15 protein-coding genes are annotated in these 16,662 nt (G+C 66.6%); 10 read left to right on the forward strand and 5 right to left on the reverse strand.

Going from position 1 to position 16,662, the window contains the following annotated elements:
• The first annotated feature begins 2 nt into the window (after positions 1-2).
• The 4 genes from U1839_RS11775 to U1839_RS11790 are packed head-to-tail and all read left to right on the forward strand — an operon-like array spanning position 3 to position 5,228.
• A complete protein-coding gene (locus tag U1839_RS11775; RefSeq protein ID WP_332803813.1) occupies positions 3-1,361 on the forward strand; it encodes an acetyl-CoA carboxylase biotin carboxylase subunit in 1,359 nt (452 codons plus the stop codon).
• Positions 1,361-2,827: a hydroxymethylglutaryl-CoA lyase-like TIM-barrel protein gene (locus U1839_RS11780; RefSeq protein ID WP_332803814.1), complete on the forward strand. Its 1,467-nt coding sequence runs from the start codon at positions 1,361-1,363 to the stop codon at positions 2,825-2,827. The genes U1839_RS11775 and U1839_RS11780 overlap by 1 nt, the downstream gene beginning before the upstream one ends.
• Complete coding sequence (locus U1839_RS11785; protein ID WP_332803815.1) at positions 2,824-3,666, forward strand: HAD-IIA family hydrolase; 843 nt, start codon at positions 2,824-2,826, stop codon at positions 3,664-3,666. The genes U1839_RS11780 and U1839_RS11785 overlap by 4 nt, the downstream gene beginning before the upstream one ends.
• Positions 3,666-5,228 carry a class I adenylate-forming enzyme family protein gene (locus U1839_RS11790; RefSeq protein WP_332803816.1) on the forward strand — a complete coding sequence of 521 codons (1,563 nt, stop codon included), beginning with the start codon at positions 3,666-3,668 and terminating at the stop codon, positions 5,226-5,228. Before U1839_RS11785 ends, U1839_RS11790 begins: the two co-directional genes overlap by 1 nt.
• 7 nt (positions 5,229-5,235) lie before the next feature.
• Here the strand turns inward: U1839_RS11790 and nov2 are convergent, their stop codons facing one another.
• The gene (gene nov2 / locus U1839_RS11795) at positions 5,236-6,714 is read right to left on the reverse strand and encodes a lignostilbene-alpha,beta-dioxygenase NOV2 (RefSeq protein ID WP_332803817.1); all 1,479 of its coding nucleotides are present in this window, start codon (positions 6,712-6,714) and stop codon (positions 5,236-5,238) included.
• A gap of 83 nt (positions 6,715-6,797) precedes the next feature.
• Between nov2 and U1839_RS11800 the strand changes: the two genes are divergently transcribed.
• A complete protein-coding gene (locus U1839_RS11800; protein ID WP_332803818.1) occupies positions 6,798-7,406 on the forward strand; it encodes an NAD(P)-dependent oxidoreductase in 609 nt (202 codons plus the stop codon).
• 45 nt (positions 7,407-7,451) lie between these two features.
• On the opposite strand, the gene U1839_RS11805 is transcribed toward U1839_RS11800, so the two are convergent.
• The 4 genes from U1839_RS11805 to U1839_RS11820 are packed head-to-tail and all read right to left on the reverse strand — an operon-like array spanning position 7,452 to position 11,356.
• A complete protein-coding gene (locus U1839_RS11805) occupies positions 7,452-8,897 on the reverse strand; it encodes an aldehyde dehydrogenase family protein (protein ID WP_332803819.1) in 1,446 nt (481 codons plus the stop codon).
• A 23-nt stretch (positions 8,898-8,920) separates the two neighbouring features.
• On the reverse strand, positions 8,921-9,757 hold the full coding sequence (locus U1839_RS11810; RefSeq protein WP_332803820.1) for a glutathione S-transferase family protein: 837 nt from the start codon (positions 9,755-9,757) through the stop codon (positions 8,921-8,923).
• Positions 9,758-10,591, reverse strand: coding sequence for a beta-etherase (locus U1839_RS11815; protein WP_332803821.1), 834 nt, complete (start codon positions 10,589-10,591; stop codon positions 9,758-9,760).
• A gap of 12 nt (positions 10,592-10,603) precedes the next feature.
• Positions 10,604-11,356: a glutathione S-transferase family protein gene (locus U1839_RS11820; protein ID WP_332803822.1), complete on the reverse strand. Its 753-nt coding sequence runs from the start codon at positions 11,354-11,356 to the stop codon at positions 10,604-10,606.
• 215 nt (positions 11,357-11,571) lie between these two features.
• Here U1839_RS11820 and U1839_RS11825 point away from each other — a divergent pair, with 215 nt between their 5' ends.
• Genes U1839_RS11825 through U1839_RS11845 form a run of 5 tightly spaced genes read left to right on the forward strand, consistent with a single transcriptional unit; the run spans position 11,572 to position 16,654 of the window.
• On the forward strand, positions 11,572-12,240 hold the full coding sequence (locus tag U1839_RS11825) for a glutathione S-transferase family protein (RefSeq protein WP_332803823.1): 669 nt from the start codon (positions 11,572-11,574) through the stop codon (positions 12,238-12,240).
• Positions 12,241-12,246: 6 nt separating this feature from the next.
• The gene (locus tag U1839_RS11830; RefSeq protein WP_332803824.1) at positions 12,247-12,675 is read left to right on the forward strand and encodes an acyl-CoA thioesterase; all 429 of its coding nucleotides are present in this window, start codon (positions 12,247-12,249) and stop codon (positions 12,673-12,675) included.
• 2 nt (positions 12,676-12,677) lie between these two features.
• Positions 12,678-13,541: a CmcJ/NvfI family oxidoreductase gene (locus U1839_RS11835; protein WP_332803825.1), complete on the forward strand. Its 864-nt coding sequence runs from the start codon at positions 12,678-12,680 to the stop codon at positions 13,539-13,541.
• A 24-nt stretch (positions 13,542-13,565) separates the two neighbouring features.
• A complete protein-coding gene (locus tag U1839_RS11840) occupies positions 13,566-15,236 on the forward strand; it encodes a GMC family oxidoreductase (RefSeq protein ID WP_332803826.1) in 1,671 nt (556 codons plus the stop codon).
• 14 nt (positions 15,237-15,250) lie between these two features.
• Entirely contained in the window at positions 15,251-16,654 is a 1,404-nt protein-coding gene (locus U1839_RS11845; RefSeq protein WP_332803827.1) for an MFS transporter, read from the forward strand.
• Positions 16,655-16,662: the final 8 nt, after the last annotated feature.

The following is a 16,662-nucleotide window of genomic DNA, read 5'->3' on the forward strand; positions in this document are numbered from 1 at the left end:
CGATGGCGATCCGTCGACTCTTCATCGCCAATCGCGGCGAAATCGCGGTGCGCATCCTGCGGACCTGCCGGACGCTCGGGATCGAAACCGTGCTCGGCGTGTCGGAGGCCGATCGCGGCTCGCTCGGCGCGCAGCTGGCGGACCGCGTGCTGTGCCTCGGCCCGGCGCAACCGTCGCTGAGCTATCTGCGCGTCGAGACGGTGGTGCAGGCCGCGCTTGGCTCGGGCTGCGACGCGATCCATCCCGGTTATGGCTTCCTGTCCGAGCGCGCCGACCTGGCGCGGCTGTGCGAGCAGGAAGGGGTGATCTTCATTGGTCCGACCGCCGACCAGATCGAGGCGGTCGGCGACAAGTTGCGCGCGCGCGACGCGGCCGAAGCGGCGGGTGTCCCAGTGATCCCCGGCGGCGCGGCGGCAACGCGCGACGAAGCACGCGCGCTGGCGGCGGCGATCGGGGTACCGATCCTCGTCAAGGCGGCGGGCGGCGGCGGCGGACGCGGAATGAAGCTGGTCGAGCATGAAGACGATCTCGTCGCGACGATGGACATGGCTAGCGCGGAGGCGGAGGCGGCTTTCGGCGACGCGCGGGTCTATCTCGAACGTTATGTCGCCAGCGGACGGCATATCGAGGTGCAGGTGCTCGGCGACGGGGCAGGGGGCGTCGTCCATCTCGGCGAGCGCGATTGCTCGGTGCAACGTCGCTACCAGAAGCTGATCGAGGAAACGCCCGCGCCCAATCTGCCGGCGACCACACGGGCGGCGATGCACGACAGCGCCGTCCGCTTCGCCGCGCGGCTGTCTTACCGCGGCGCCGGGACGGTCGAGTTCCTCTACGACGTGCCGCGCGACGCCTTTTACTTCCTGGAGATGAACGCGCGCATCCAGGTCGAGCACCCCGTGACCGAGGCGGTCACGGGGATCGACCTCGTCGCCGAGCAGATCGCGATCGCCGAAGGGCAGGGGCTGCGCCTCGCCCAGTCGGACGTCGTCTGCGACGGCGCGGCGATCGAATGCCGCATCAACGCCGAAGACCCGGCGCGCGACTTCGCGCCGTCGCCGGGTACGGTCACCATGGCACACTGGCCGAAGGGAAATGGCATTCGTGTCGACACCCACATCGTCGATGGCGCGCGCATCCCGCCTTATTATGATTCGATGATCGCCAAGATCATCGCGCACGGCGCGGATCGGGCAGGCGCGCTGGCCACGCTGCGCGCCGCGCTGGCCGAAACGCGGATCGAGGGAATCGCGACCAATCGCGCCTTTCAGGCGGGCATTCTCGCCGATCCCGGGTTCGCGGCGGGTGGCGTCGATACGGGATTTCTCGCGCGGTTCCTTGACGCTGCCGCGGTTGCCGCCTGATGGCCGCGATCCGCCTCGTCGAAACCTCGCTGCGCGACGGCAACCAGTGCCTGTGGGGGGCGCTCGGGGTCGATACCGCGCGGACGCTGGCGATCGCGCCGATGATGGAGCGCGTTGGCTACAGCGCGATCGACTTTACGACCTCGACGCATATGGGCGTGGCCGTCCGCTTCAAGCAGCAGGATCCGTGGGAGCGGATCCGGCTGATGGCGCAGGCTTGCCCGACGACGCCGCTGCAATTCCTCTCGACCGGCTTCCGCTTCATCTCGTGGGAAACCGCGAGCGCCGAGTTCATGGCGCTCGCCTTCGCGACGCTGGCGCGCAACGGCATCCGTCGCTTTGCGCTCGCCGATCCGATGAACGACGCGGTCGCCAATGCCGCTGCGGCGCGGATGGTCAAGCAGGCTGGCGGCGAGCAGGTCGTCGGCGCACTGGTCTTCACGCTGAGCCCGATCCACGACGATGCGCATTATGCCGATGCAGCGCGCACGATGGCGGCGAGCCCCGACATCGACGCGCTCTACATCAAGGATCCGGGCGGCCTGCTGACCCCGGAGCGAGCGCGCACGCTGATCCCGGCAATCCTTGCCGAGATCGGTGACAAGCCGCTCGAACTGCACGCCCATGGCACGATCGGCCTGGCCGACCGCACCTATCTCGAGGGCGCCGACCTTGGCGTCTCGGCGTTGCAATGCGCGAGCGGCGGCGCGGCCGACGGCACCTCGAACCCGCCGATCGAGCGAGTCGTGCGCAACCTGCGCGAGCTCGGCCACACCGTCGATGTCGACGACGCGGCGCTGGCCGCGGTGGGCCGCTACTTCTCCGACCTGGCCGCAGCCGACGGCCTGCCGACCGGCTCGCCGATGGCCTATGATGCGGGCTATGTCCGTCATCAGTTGCCCGGCGGCATGGTCGGCACGATGCGACGGCATCTCGCCGACCACCGCGTCTCGCATCTCGAAGGCGCGGTGATCGAGGAACTCGCGCGGGTGCGTGAGGAACTGGGCTGGCCGATCGTGATGACGCCCTTCGCCCAGATGCTGCAGACCCAGGCCGTCCTCAACGTGACGGGTGTCGAACGCTATGCCACGATACCTGACGAAATCATCCGCTATGCGATCGGCCGTTTCGGTCGGCCGAACCGGCCCATAGCCCCTGAAATCATGGATAGAATTCGGTCATCGCCGCGCGCGAAGGAGCTCGAGGCCGAGCCGGTTATGGCAGCGCTGCCCGAATTGCGCCGCCGCGTCGGCGCGAACCTTTCGGACGAGGAATTCCTGCTGCGCGCGACGATGCCCGGGGCGATGGTCGATGCGATGCAGGCGGCGGGCCCGGCGCCGCGCGACTTCGATCCGGCGACACGGCCGGTGATGGCGCTGGTCGAGCGGCTGCTCGCGCGCACCGACCTGACGCGGGTCACGGTCGAGAAGGCGGGCTTCAGGCTCGAACTGGAGGCGGGGGTATGAGGGGCGAGCCGTTTGCGACGCCCGAAGGGGTGATGTTCGATCTCGACGGCACGCTGATCCTGAGCGATCGTGCGCTCGGTGGGTACCAGGTGCTGGCGGGCGCGGTCGCCACGCTGGAGGAAATGGAACGGCGCGGCATCCCGTTCGTCGCGCTGACCAATGGCAGTGCCTATCCCGCCGCGGAGCAGGCGCCGCGGCTCAGGGCGCTGGGATTGCCGATCGCCGATGACCGATTGTTCACCCCCAACAGCGTTGCCGCCGGTCTGTTCGCGGCGCGAGGCTACAGGCGGGTGATGGTGCTGGGCAGCGACGGCGTGGCGGCGGCGCTGGCGGCCGAGGGGATCGCGACCTGTGCGCCGGGCGAGGGCGGTGCCGACGCGGTCTACATCGCCTGGCACCCGGCATGCTCGATGGAGGACATCCATGCCGCCGCCGCCGCGGTGCTCGACGGCGCGGCGCTGCACAGCGCGTCCGATGTGCCGTTCTTCGCCAGCAAGTCGGGCCGCGCCTTCGGGTACAGCTGCGCGATCGGCGGGGCGATCGCGCGCGTCACCGGCGTCGAGCCCGAGGTCACCGGAAAGCCTTCGATCGCCGCGTTGCACTTCGTCGCCGCGAAGCTCGGCGTGCCGGTTGAGCGGGTGGCAGTGGTCGGCGACGATCCGCAGGTCGAGACGATCATGGCGCGCGCCGGTGGCGCGATCGGCATCGGGGTGACGACGGGCACGACCAGCGCGGCTGAATGGGCCGCAGTGCCCGAGGCGCAGCGACCGCATGCCGTGATCGAAGGGGTCGGAGACCTCCTGGCGTTGTTGTTTGGATCCGAAGGGGCGTCACGCTGATGCGCAGCATCGACTATTTCGACAAACAGGCCGGTCTGGCGCCGGAACGAACCGTGCTGATCGCCGACGATACGTGCTACAGCTATGCCGAGATGGCGGTGCTGTCGCACCGGCTGGCCGGCGCGATGCTGGCGGACGGGCTCGAGGCGCAGGCGCCGGTGGCGGTGATGTCGCCCAATCACGGCGCCGTGCTGACGACGATGTTGGGGCTGTGGCGCGCGGGCGCGGTATGGATCCCGGTCAACACGCGCAACGCGCTCGACGCCAATATCGACTATCTCGACTATGTCCGCGCGCAGTGGCTGTTTTACCATTCGAGCTATGCCGACGATGCGCGCGAGGTGCAGCGGCGTGTCCCGTCGATCCGACGGATGATCTGCCTCGACCGGGACGAAGGCGATGCGCCCGCACTCGACCGCTTCATGCTGCCCGTGGGTGCCCCCCCGTCACCCGATCTCGGCGACCCGACCGGCAATCTCGGCGAGGTGACCGCGATCATCGCGACCGGCGGCACGACGGGTCGCGCGAAAGGCGTGCGGGTCATGAACCGCAGCTGGGGGACGATGCTCGAGACGATCTGCAGCATCATGCCGGCCGAGCATCCGGTCTTTCTCGCCACCGCGCCGCTGACCCATGCTGCCGGGCCGTTCACGATGGCGGGGATCGCGATGGGCGCGACGGTGGTCGTGCTGCCGACCTTCGATGCCGAGGCGGTGATGCGCGCGATCGGCGAGCATCGCGTGACCCACATGTTCCTCCCGCCGACCGCGATGTATGCGATGCTGGCGCACCCCGAGGTCGCGACCTTCGACTATGCCAGCTTGCGTTATTTCCTGCTCGCCGGGTCGGCGGTGTCGCCCGAAAAGCTGCGCCAGGCGGTCGGAATATTCGGCCCGTGCATGTGCCAGAGCTATGGCCAGACGGAGTGCCATCTCGTCGCGACATGGCTGTCGCCCGAAATCGTCGCGGCGGCGGCGCGCGGCGAGCATCCCGAGCGGTTGGCGAGTTGCGGCAGCGCGACCGCGTCGGTCCGCGTCGAGCTGATGGACGATGACGGCAACCTTCTGCGCGCGGGCGAGGTGGGCGAGATCGTGGCGCGGGGCGGGATCGTCGGCGGTGGTTATTTCGAGCTGCCCGAGGCGACGGCGGAATCCTGGACGCACGGCTGGCATCACACCGGCGACGTTGGTCGGCGCGATGAGCACGGTTATTTCTACATCGTCGATCGCAAGAAGGACATGATCGTCACCGGCGGCTTCAACGTCTTCTCGGCCGAGGTCGAGGCCGCGATCATGGAACTGCCCGAGGTGGCGGAAGCCGCAGTGATCGGCGTGCCGGATGACAAATGGGGCGAGGCCGTCGCCGCGCTGGTCACGCTGCTGCCGGGCAGGGCGCTGCCGGTCGAGGCGATCCAGGCGCATTGCAAGGCACGGCTGGGCAGCGTGAAGGCGCCGAAGTCGGTGCACTTCCGCGACGCGATCCCGCGCACGCCGGTCGGCAAGCCAGACAAGAAGGCGATGCGGGCCGATTTCTGGACCGACACGACGCGCAATGTGAATTGAAGTCTCGTCAGGCGGCGGCCGGCCGGGTCGCGCGGTGGGCGAGTTGCTGCTCCGACACCCAGGCACCGTGGACCTGCGGCCGCAACCTCACCGGCAGCGGGACACGCGCAACCGCGCCGGCGGCAATGTCGCCGGCGTCGATCACCCAAAGCTCGGATTCGAACGCGCTCTCACCGGTACGTCGGTCGACCACCGTCAGCAACCAGCCGTCATGGCCGTCGCGCGCGGCGGGAAGGTGGACGGGTTCGCTGATCGCCATCTCCGGCGGCAGCGTCATCGTCGTGACACGGCCGCTTTCGGGTTCGAGCCGCACCAGCGCGTTGAAGGCGGCGCCGACCGGGCCACCGGGTAGCGGCGGGCCGCCGGCCGGGTTCATGCTGCAATAGAAGACGAACGGGTAGGGCCTGCCCTGATCCATGTCGCGCACGCGCGGCAGATCGCCCGGCGGGCCGATCGGGCGCTCGTCAAAGCTGTCGTTGTTGCGCGTGAGGTCGAAGGTCCAGCGGGTCAGCGCGCCCTCGATCTCCCATGGCTGGCGGTGGATGCCACCCGCCTCGCGCATGAAGGCGAAGGCATTGGTATCGGTCAGGCACAGGTCGAGATGGACCAGATCGCCCGCGTCATAGGCGTTGACGAGATGGAAGGCGGAAACCCCCTTGGGGCCCTTGAACCAGCGCATTTCGGAGACCTTGCCGTAGCGCGGCATGATGCCGACCCAGCTTTCGAGCTCCTGCTGATGTGCCCAATGCGCGCCGCCGGCCTTGAGCCGGTCGAGATCGGCCGTCGTCGGGAAGATCGGGAAGATCGCGTGCCGTTCGGTGATCGCGAAATCGTGCACGCTGGCGCAATAGGGCGCTTCGAACCATTGCTCGGAAACGAGGTTGCCGTCGCGATCGGCGATGCAATAGGCGATATCGCGGCTGCACAGCCCGCCCGCCTCATAGCCGAAGAAGAACATCTCTCCGGTGACCGGATCGACGCGCAGATGCGCGGTGAAGGTCTCGGACTTCAGCGCGCCGTAAAAGTCCCAGCGTCCGATCGTGTCGAGCGTCTCGGGGTCAATCTCATAGGCGAGACCGTCTTCCTTGGTCATGAACAGCCGACCGGCGTGCCAGACGGGGGTCGTGTTGGCGACGGTGCGGTCGCGGCCGGCAACTTCCGGCTCATCGGTAAAGGGATTGCGATAGCGGCCGAACAACGCACGCCGCGCGGCGCGTTCGAGGCGGTAGCGCTCGGTCTCGACGTAGCGGATATCGTAATCGACCTGCCCGTCCTCGAAACGGAAGCGAGAAATCATGCCGTCCCCCGACAGCGCGACATCGTCGTCGTGCATCGGCACATGCGCCGGGTCGGGCACCGCGCGAAAGAAGGCGCCGCGGATCTCTTCCGGCAGGTCTCCGATCACCGGCAGATTGCGGATCGCGCTCTCTATCCGCAGCGGCGTGTTCAATCCGGTGAAGTGGATGGTCTGCGGAAATTCGCGCATCGTCGCTCTCCTGAAACCCGCGCCTTGCATTGGGCGTCGTTGACGATATCGTATGTAGGACAAACGAAAATGAGAGGAAAGACATGCATATCGCAATCGTCGGCGCGAGCGGCAATGTCGGGCAGCGGCTCGTCGCGGAGGCGCGGCGGCGCGGACATCAGGTGACGGCGGTGGCGCGCACCGCTGGCACCGCAGCCGAAGACGGCGTGACCTGGAAGACCGCCGATCTCGCGGATCCCGAAGCGACCGCCATGGCGATCGCGGGCAGTGACGTCGTCGTTCTGACGGTGCGTTTCGGCAACACCGATTTCGCCAAGGCGCTTGATGGCGTGCGCGGGTCCGATGTCGGGCGGCTGCTCGTCGTGGGAGGTGCCGCCTCGCTGGAAATCGCGCCGGGCAAGGTCTTGCTCGACCAGCCGGACTTCCCCGATTTCATCAAGCCCGAGGCGACCCCGGCGCGTGCTGCGCTGGAAATGCTGCGCAGCGAAACCGCGCTCGACTGGACCTATCTCTCGCCGTCGATGATGTTCGGCCCCGGCGAGCGCACCGGGCATTTTCGCCTCGGCACCGACACGCTGCTGACCGCGGCGGACGGGAAGAGCCATATCAGCTATGAGGATTATGCGGTCGCGCTGCTCGACGAGATCGAGACGCCGAAGCATTCGCGGCAGCGCTTTACCGTCGGTTATTGAAAAGCGAGCGGCGCGACCTGATCGGGATCGCGCCGCACAGCTCATTCAGGCCGCGACCGGCTCGTCCTCGGGCAGGGCGCCGATGACGGATTTCACCTCGAGGAACTCCTCGAGCCCGAACTTGCCGAACTCGCGGCCATTGCCCGACTGCTTATAGCCGCCGAACGGCATGTCGAAGGCAAGCCCGCCGGCGTTGACGAACACCGCGCCGGCGCGGATCTTCGGGACGATCTTCTTGGCGCGTGCCGGGTCGCCGGCGATATAGGCGCCCAGGCCATAGGGCGTGTCGTTGGCGATGCGCACCGCGTCATCGTCATTCTCGTACGGCATGATCACCAGCACGGGCCCGAAGATTTCCTCGCGCGCGATCGTCATTTCGGGGGTCACGTTCGAGAAGACGGTCGGCTTGACGTAGAAGCCCGTGTCCATGCCCTCGGGGCGGCCGGTGCCGCCCGTGACGAGCGTGGCGCCCTCGTCGATGCCCTTCTGGATCAGGCCCTGGATGCGGTTCCACTGGCTCTCGTTGACGACGGGGCCGATATGGTCGCCCTCGGTCAGCGGGTCGCCCACGGCCTTGGCGGCGAACATCGCGCCGACCATTTTCGCCGCCTCGTCAAGCTGCGAGCGGTGGACGAGCATCCGCGTCGGCGCGACGCAGCTCTGGCCCGAATTGAGCAGCACGCCGCCGACGCCGCCGGGCAGCGCCTTGTCGAGCGGCGTGCCTTCGAGGATGATGTTGGGCGACTTGCCACCGAGTTCCTGCGCGACGCGCTTGACGGTGTCCGCCGCGTTCTTTGCGACCATGATTCCGGCGCGGGTCGACCCGGTGAAGCTCACCATGTCGATGTCGGGATGCTTGGCCAGCGCAGTGCCGACGCCTTCGCCGTCACCCTGGACGAGATTGAACACGCCGGCGGGCACGCCGGCGGCATCCATCACCTCGGCAAAGATCGCCGCCGAGGTCGGGGCTTCTTCCGAGGGCTTTAGGATCATCGTGCAGCCCGCGGCGAGCGCCGGGCCGACCTTGGCGACGATCTGGTTCATCGGCCAATTCCACGGCGTGATCAGCGCGACGACGCCGATCGGTTCGCGGACGACGGTGTTGTCGCCGATCTTCTCGCGGAAGTGATACTCCTGCAGCGCCTTCAGCGCGTTGCCGAGATGGCCCATGCCCGAGCCGGCCTGCGCGGTCTTCGCGATCGAGATCGGGCAGCCCATCTCGGTGGCGATCGCTTCGGCAATGTCGGGCACGCGCTTGCCATATTCCTCCATCACGCGCTGGAGCAGCGCGATGCGCTCCTCCTTCGTCGTCTGCGAGAAAGTCTCGAAGGCGCGCCGGGCGGCGGCCACGGCGTCGTCGACGTCGGCCGCGGTGCCGAGCACGATTTCGGACGCGACGGTTTGCGTCGCGGGATTGATGACCTGGTGTTTGCGACCGCCCTTGCTGTCGACCCAGTGACCGTCGATGTAATTCTGCGTGTAGCTCTTCATGTGATCGTCCTCTCGGGGAAAAGTCAGGCGGGGATCAGCCCCAGGTCTGCATCGGTGGCGGGCGTGCCCCACTTCTCGCGCGGCGGCATCGGACGTGTGTCCCAGGCCGGATCGAGCGTGAAACTGGATATGGTGCGTCCCTCGGGGATTTTCCCGTTTCCGCCGCCCTGCGCGTAATCATAATAGAGCGTCATCAGTTCGCGGTAGCCGTGATGCCGCTCGGCGAGCGGGTGCGTCACGCACGCTTCGCGCCAGCGCAGCACGCGCGTCAGATGCTGCGGAATCCGGTACGCCTCGTAATAGTCAAGAAACCACAGGCGCTTGAACATCGGCGTGAAGGCGACCTCGGCCCAGCCAAAGGCGTCGAACAGGAAATCGCGGTCGGGCGCGTAATAACGCAGGAAGTCGTCGAGCCGGGCATATTGCGCGTCGACCTCGGCCTTCAGCTCCTCACGCTTCGCGGGGTCGCGGTTGAGGATCATGCGGTAGCCCGCGCCGGTGAACGCGCCATCGGTCGCACGGAGCATCGCCTCGACGGCATGCTCATAAGGGTCGCGCCGCGCCACCGGCCGTTCGGGAAAACGATCCTCGAAATAGCGCATGATGACCATGCTTTCCTTCAAGGTCTCGCCATTCTCCAGTTCGAGCGCGGGCAGGGCGGTGGTGCCCCGCGTCTTGCGCAGCAGCCATTCGGGGCGCGGCTTCGAGATGTCGATCTCATGGTCGGCCATGATCGTCGACAGCCCCTTGAGGTCGAGCAGCAGCTCGACCCGCTCGGAAAAGGGGCAGCCGGGGATGTGATACATCCGCAAGGTACCGCCGGCCGGCTCGTCGCTCCATCCCACGTTGATGCTCTCCACCTAGTTGTTCGCTACGGGCGTCGGCGCGGGTACCGTTCCCGCGCCGCGATTGAGCGGGGCCGGCGCGGCACCGCCGCCATCCTTGACAAACGGCGCTGGATCGCCGTCGCGCAACTGCAAGCCGAACAGGCTGTGCATGCCGGGGTGGCGGCCCAGGCCATTATATAGGTCGAATCCGCGGTCGAGCCAGTCGCGCAGCGGATCGTCCTCGGTCAGCGGTGGCGTCTTCGCGACCGATCGGGCCCACAGGAACACCGCGAGCGCGGTGAAGTCGGCATAGTTGGGCGTGTCCCCGCCAAGCCACTTCGTCTCGCGCAGCAACTGGCGCAGCGGCTCCAGCAAGGGCGGGACGAGCGGCAGCCGATCCTCGCGGCCGGCCTGCGATTCCTCCAGCGTCCGCCCGCCGAGGAACCATTTCTCGCGCGTCGTGCGGACATAATCATGGTCCTGCGGCAACGACAGGTCGTGATAGTCGAGGATGTAGCAGGAGAACCATGGCGAGATCGCGGTGCGCCACAGCCAGCCATCGATGAATTTGGTGAGCACCTTCATACTCGGGCCTTCGAACAGCATCGGCCGATCAGGATAGGTCTCGTCGAGATATTCGGCGATCAGCCAGCTATCGAGCACCCATTTTCCGTCATCGATGATCGCGGGCAGGCGTTCGGAGCGTCCGCCGGTCCGCTCCATGATACCGGTGAAGCCGCCGCCGACGAGATCCACGTCGAAGCCCTTGTGCGCCAGCGCATATTTGGTGCGCCACACGAATGGGCTGATCGTGCAGCCCGAGGCAAGCTGGAGGTCGTAAAGCGTAATGCGCTTGTTCTGTGTCATCCGCTGCGTCCTTCAGGCCGCCGGGGCCGCTTGGCGGACGGGCATCTCGCTCTTCGATTTCGCGAACATCGCCTGCGCGGCGGGGCGGGCGTTGATCCGCTCTATCCAGGCCACGAGGTGCGGCGTGGCCTCCTTGTTAACGACATCGGCAAAGCCGAACTGCATCCCGTTGGCGATGGCGAAATTGCAGATATCGGCCAAAGTATAGGTGTCGCCGGCAAGCCAGGGACTTTCCGCCAGTCGCGCTTCGAGCTTCGCGACCGAGACGCGGATCTTGCGCATCTCCTCCTCGAGCGTTTCCTGCGGGAAACCGGCACGGGCATTGCGCCATTTCACCTGCTGTTCGGGTACCGGAATGCGCTTCACCTGCTCCTCGAACGCCTCGTCCGAGAGCTTGCGCGCCATCGGGCCGATCATCCGTTCCCAGCCGATGGTCGAGACGCACCAGCAGAAATATTCGTCGACCCATTTCGTCCAGACGCGCATTTCGGCGATGGCGACCGGATCGGTCGGCCTGAGCTTCGGCGCATCGGGGAAGGCGTCTTCGAGATATTCGCAAATCACCGTCGATTCGGTGATGATGTGCCCGTCATGGTCGAGCGCCGGAACCTGGCCGCGCGGATTGATCTTCTTGAACCATTTCTCGTGATGCTCGAACCGTGTCGGGTCGACGAAGCGCGGCGTGAAATCGAGCCCCTTTTCATAGAGCGCGAGCAATGGCTTCAGCGAATTGGCTGCCGGGCCAAAGCTGTACAGGGTCAGCATCAGATTTCCTCTCCTTTTGTCGCGGTTGGTGACGGTCGGGGAGGGTGACCACAAGTCGTCTGGCTATACTATCATCCGGACTAACGGCGCCGCGGCCCCAACCTGTCAGTCGCAATGATAGCGCCGGCAGTCGTCTTGCCCGGTCGGCGACTTTGCCCGATCCAGACATGGCCCGGCCATCGCCAAGATGCGCGGGACCCTGGGAGAGGCACAAGATGCTCGAATTGCTGACGTCCGAGACCCCGAATGGCTGGAAGGTCGCGATCCTGCTCGAGGAACTGGGCGTGCCGTACCAGGTGACGCCGATCTCGCTGACCAATCGTGTCCAGAAGGAGGATTGGTACGTCGCGCTCAACCCCAATGGGCGCATCCCGACGCTGATCGATCATGACGACGGCGATTTCCCGGTGTTCGAATCCGGCGCGATCATGATTTACCTCGCCGAGAAGTTCGGCCGTTTCCTGCCACAGGACGTCCATGGGCGCAGCCGGGTGATCCAGTGGCTGATGTGGCAGATGTCGGGGCTCGGCCCGATGATGGGGCAGGCGACCGTCTTCAATCGTTATTTCGATGAAAAGCTGCCCAAGGTGATCGACCGCTATGTGCGTGAGAGCCAGCGGCTGTTCGAGGTGATGGACAGGCGGCTCGCCGACAACCGCTATCTCGCCGGCGACTATTCGATCGCCGACATCGCCTGTTTCCCCTGGGTGCGCGGCCATGAATGGGCGCAGGTCCCGATGGACGGATTCAATCACCTGCTGCGCTGGTATGACGAGATCGGGGCGCGGCCTGCCGTCCAGCGCGGGCTGCTCGTCCCCGTACCGCCCAAGGCCGAGGAGATGGCGGAAAAGACCGTCACCCAGGGCAAGAATATCCTGGCCTGACGCGCAGTGACCCCCTTCTCCCAACGCACCGTCCGCATCGAATGGGGCCAATGCGACCCCGCGGGTATCGTCTACGCGCCGCGCTATTTCGACATCTTCGGCGAAAGCACCGTGCTGTTGTTCGAGGCGGCGGGGCTGCCGAAGAAGCGCGACATGCTCGCCGCGATGAACGTCGCGGGTTATCCGATGGTCGACGTGTCGGCGCGTTTTCTGGCGGCGTGCAGCTATGGCGACGACGTTCTCGTCGAGACGGCGGCGCCCGATTTCGGCAACAGCAGCTTCACGATCCAGCACCGTCTCTCGCGTGACGGGCAAAGCTGCGTCGAATGTACCGAAAAGCGTGTGTGGACCGTGCCCGCGCCCGACCGCCCCGCCGGCTTGCGCGCCGAACGCGTGCCGGATGCGGTGCGGGCGCTGTTCGAAAGACGAGGATGACCATGGCGACCATCGTGCAGCCCAGCCGGGCACCCGAGGCGATCGACACGACGATCGATTATCTGATCCCGACTTCGCGGATCAACCGGCGCTTCTGGGCGCCGGGCCGCGAGGTCAACACCGGCATCTACCAATCCTATCCCGTCACGATCCGCAACGCGCGCCTGGCGCCGAAGCCCTTCACGCTCGACGAGCATGGTTTCTGCCTGTCCCGCCAGCCGAGCGCGGTGGTCGATTTCCGTGATCCGGCGGCGGTGAAGGCTTATCCGGACGAGGTCGCCGCCGTCGCCCGTGCGTTGACCGGCTGCGACCTCGTCGTGCCGATGGGCGGGCAGTTGCGCTCGCCGATCATCTCGGGGGCGGGGATCCAGCCGCCAGCGGCCGAGGCGCATGTCGATTTCAACACGGCGACCGCACACCGCATTGCGCGTGCGCTGTACGACAAGGCGGTGCCGGGCGGGCCGGGCTTCAGCCGGTTCATTGCCTTCAGCCTGTGGCGCACCTTCTCGCCACCGCCGCAGGACTGGCCACTGGCCTTGTGCGAATTCGGCAGCGTCGGCGAGGAGGATGCGGTCGCCAACGTCAAGGTCGATGTCGACGTGATTCCGGAGGGCGATGCGCTGTACGCGCCGATCGAGGGCGAGGAGAACATGGCCGCCGCGACGATCTTCCATCACAATCCGGCGCATCGCTGGTGGTATTTCCCTGACATGACCGCCGACGAGGCGATCTTTATCAAGTTCCACGACAGCGATCATGCCCGGGCGTGGCGCGCGCCGCACACCGCCTTTCACGACACCAGTCGGCCGGATGCCCATACGCGCGAGAGCTACGAGTTCCGCGCGATCGCCTTTTTCAGTAACTGACTGCCGGTTAGCGGGGGGTTTTTGGTGAGCGTTTCCTACGATATCGAGGCCGACTATATCATCGTCGGCGCGGGCAGCGCGGGCTGCGTGCTCGCCAACAGGCTTTCCGCCGAGCCCGGCAACCGCGTGCTGCTGCTCGAAGCGGGGGGCGACGATCGGCCGTTCAGGGCGCCGAGCCAGTTCGTCTCGAACATGATGATCCACACCCCGATAGGCTTCGGCAAGACGCTGAACGACCCCAAGGTCAACTGGTTGTACGAGACCGAGCCGGACGCCGGGACCGACGGACGCGTTCACAAATGGCCCAAGGGCAAGGTGCTCGGCGGCTCCTCGTCGATCAACGGCTTGCTCTACATTCGCGGCCAGGTGGAGGATTATGACGGCTGGCGGCAGATGGGGTGCCAGGGCTGGTCCTATGATGACGTGCTGCCCTATTTCCGCCGCGCGCAGAATCAGGAACGCGGCGCCTGCGATACGCATGGCAGCGGCGGGCCGCTCAACACCGCGGATTTCCCCGAACGCAACGCGGTCAGCCAGGCGTTGCTCGATGCCTGTGTCGAGGCAGGCATTCCCTATTCGCCCGATCTCAACGCACGTGACCAGGACGGCGTCACCTGGTTCCAGCTGACGACGAGGAACGGCCGTCGTTGCTCGACGGCGGTCGGTTATCTCCATCCAGTCGAAGGGCGCAGCAATCTTCGGGTCGAGACGCGCGCGCTGACGCACCGTGTCCTGTTCGAAGGCAAGACCGCGGTCGGGGTAGAGTATGAGCAGAAAGGGCGCATCATGCGCGCCCGCGCCCATGCCGAGGTCATCCTGGCGGCGGGCGCGGTAGAGTCGCCGAAACTGCTCGAATTGTCAGGCATCGGCCGCGGCGCCGTGCTGTCCGACCATGGCATCACGCAATTGCACGAAGCGCCAGGCGTCGGCGAGAATATGCAGGATCACTATATGATTGGCGCGCAGTGGCCGGTGAAGCCGGGTCACCGCACCGTCAACCAGATGGCGCATGGCTGGAACCTGGCCCGGGAAGTCGCGAAATATGCGCTGACCCGCAAAGGCCTGCTCAGCTATGCCGTGGCGCACATCGTCGCCTTCACCCGGACGCGGCCCGAGCTTGCCAGCCCCGACGTGCAGCTGCATCTCATGGCGGCGTCGGTCGATTTGAAGAAGCAGAACGAAGAGCAGGCCTTCGACCTCGAACAAACGCCCGGCGTCACGTGCACGCCCTGTCAGGTGCGCCCGGAATCACGCGGGCACATTCATATCCGATCGAACGATCCCGCCATCTATCCCATGATCGTGCCCAATTATCTCTCGGATCCGATCGACCAGCAGGTCGCGGTTGCCCCGGTCAAACTCATCCGCAAGGTCATGGCGCAGCCTGCGATCACGCCTTATCTCGCGACGACCGGCGACCCGTTCGGCGATACCGATGAAGCCATGCTCGGCTATGCCCGGATGGCGGGATCGACGCTCTACCATGTCGTCGGCACTTGCCGCGTGGGCACCGACCCGGCGGCGGTGGTCGATCCCGAACTGCGGGTGAACGGTGTCGAGCGGTTGCGTGTCGTGGACGCGTCGATCATGCCGCGGATCGTTTCGGGCAATACCAACGCAGCAACCATCATGATCGCGGAGCGGGCAAGCGACCTGATCCTCGGTCGTCATGTGCCCGTGGCGCTCGCATCCTGACCTCGCATCCGGGCGTGTCGCCGGCCCCGCGTGCGATCGCGATCGTCGTCGCGGTCGTGATGTTCATGGGCATCCTGGAGGGGACCATCATTTCGACCGCGCTGCCGCATATGGCGCGCGACTTCGGCGTAGCGCCGGTCGATCTCGGCATCGGGATCACGGCCTATCTGCTCGTTTCGGCGATGTTTCTGCCGATCAGCAGCTGGGTTGCGGAGCGGCTTGGCACGAAGCGGGTGCTGATGACGGCGATCCTCGGCTTCGCGCTCGCCTCGCTGCTGTGTGGCGCGAGCACGACCCTGACCGGGTTCGTGGCAGCGCGGGCCTTGCAGGCGTTCTTCGCCAGCCTGATGGTGCCAGTCGCCAACCTCGTGTTGCTGCGGGTCACGCCCAAGCGTCAGCTGGTGCAGATGACCGCGATCAGCACCACGCCGGCACTGATCGCGCCCGTTATCGGTCCGCCGCTCGGCGGCTTCATCACGGCCGCGCTGGGGTGGCAGTATATCTTCTTCATCAACCTGCCGCTCGCCGTGATCGGCATTGCGCTGGTCTGGCGGATGGTGCCCGATCTGCGCGCCGAGGTGCGCGCGGCGTTCGATCTGCGCGGCTTCGTGCTGGTGGCGGCCGCGCTCGCCGGGGCGGTTCTGGCGATGGAGCGGCTCGGCGCGCAGCCGGCAGCGTGGCACGCGCCGGCGTTGCTCGCGATCGCGGCCGGCGCGACGGGCGTGCTTGCGATGCGGCATATGCGGCGCGCGGCGGCGCCGATCGTACCGCTCGCCGCGCTGCGCCACGGCACGTTCCGGAGTATCGCCTTCGGTGCTGGCTTTCTCATGCGGCTGCCGTTCATGGGCCAGGCGCTGCTGCTGCCGCTCTTCTTCCAGGTTGGCTTCGGGCTGTCGCCGGTCGCGACGGGTGTCCTGCTGCTGGCGCAGAATCTTGGCGACCTGCTGCTCAAGCCGATCGCAGGTGCCGCGATCACCCGGCTCGGCTTCCGCCGCGCGCTGATCACGGGAACCACGACGATGGTCGTCGGGATTGCCGGCATCGGGCTGCTCCACCCCGCAATGCCGTTCTGGCTGCTGTGCCTCGCACTGCTGGTCGTGGGCGCGGCACGGTCGATTGCCTTTACCGGCATGATGGCCCTGACCTTCGCTGACGTCGATCAGGACGAGCTTGCCGGAGCGACGGTGCTCAACAATCTCGCCAACGCGCTGTCAGCGGCGCTGGGCGTGTCGCTCGCGTCGCTGCTCGTCAACCTTGCAGTCGGCGAGGGCGGTGGCGCGGGATCGCTGGCGGACTATCGCCTCGCGATCCTGTGCCTTGCCGGCGTCGGCGCGATGGCGATCCCGCTGTTCGCGCGCTTGCCGCGCGATGCCGGCGCCGCAGTGAGCGGCCACCGGCTCGGCGCGGAACTTGCCTGAGCTTCGGC

It is taken from the genome of Parasphingomonas halimpatiens (assembly GCF_036663795.1).
GTDB lineage: Bacteria > Pseudomonadota > Alphaproteobacteria > Sphingomonadales > Sphingomonadaceae > Sphingomonas.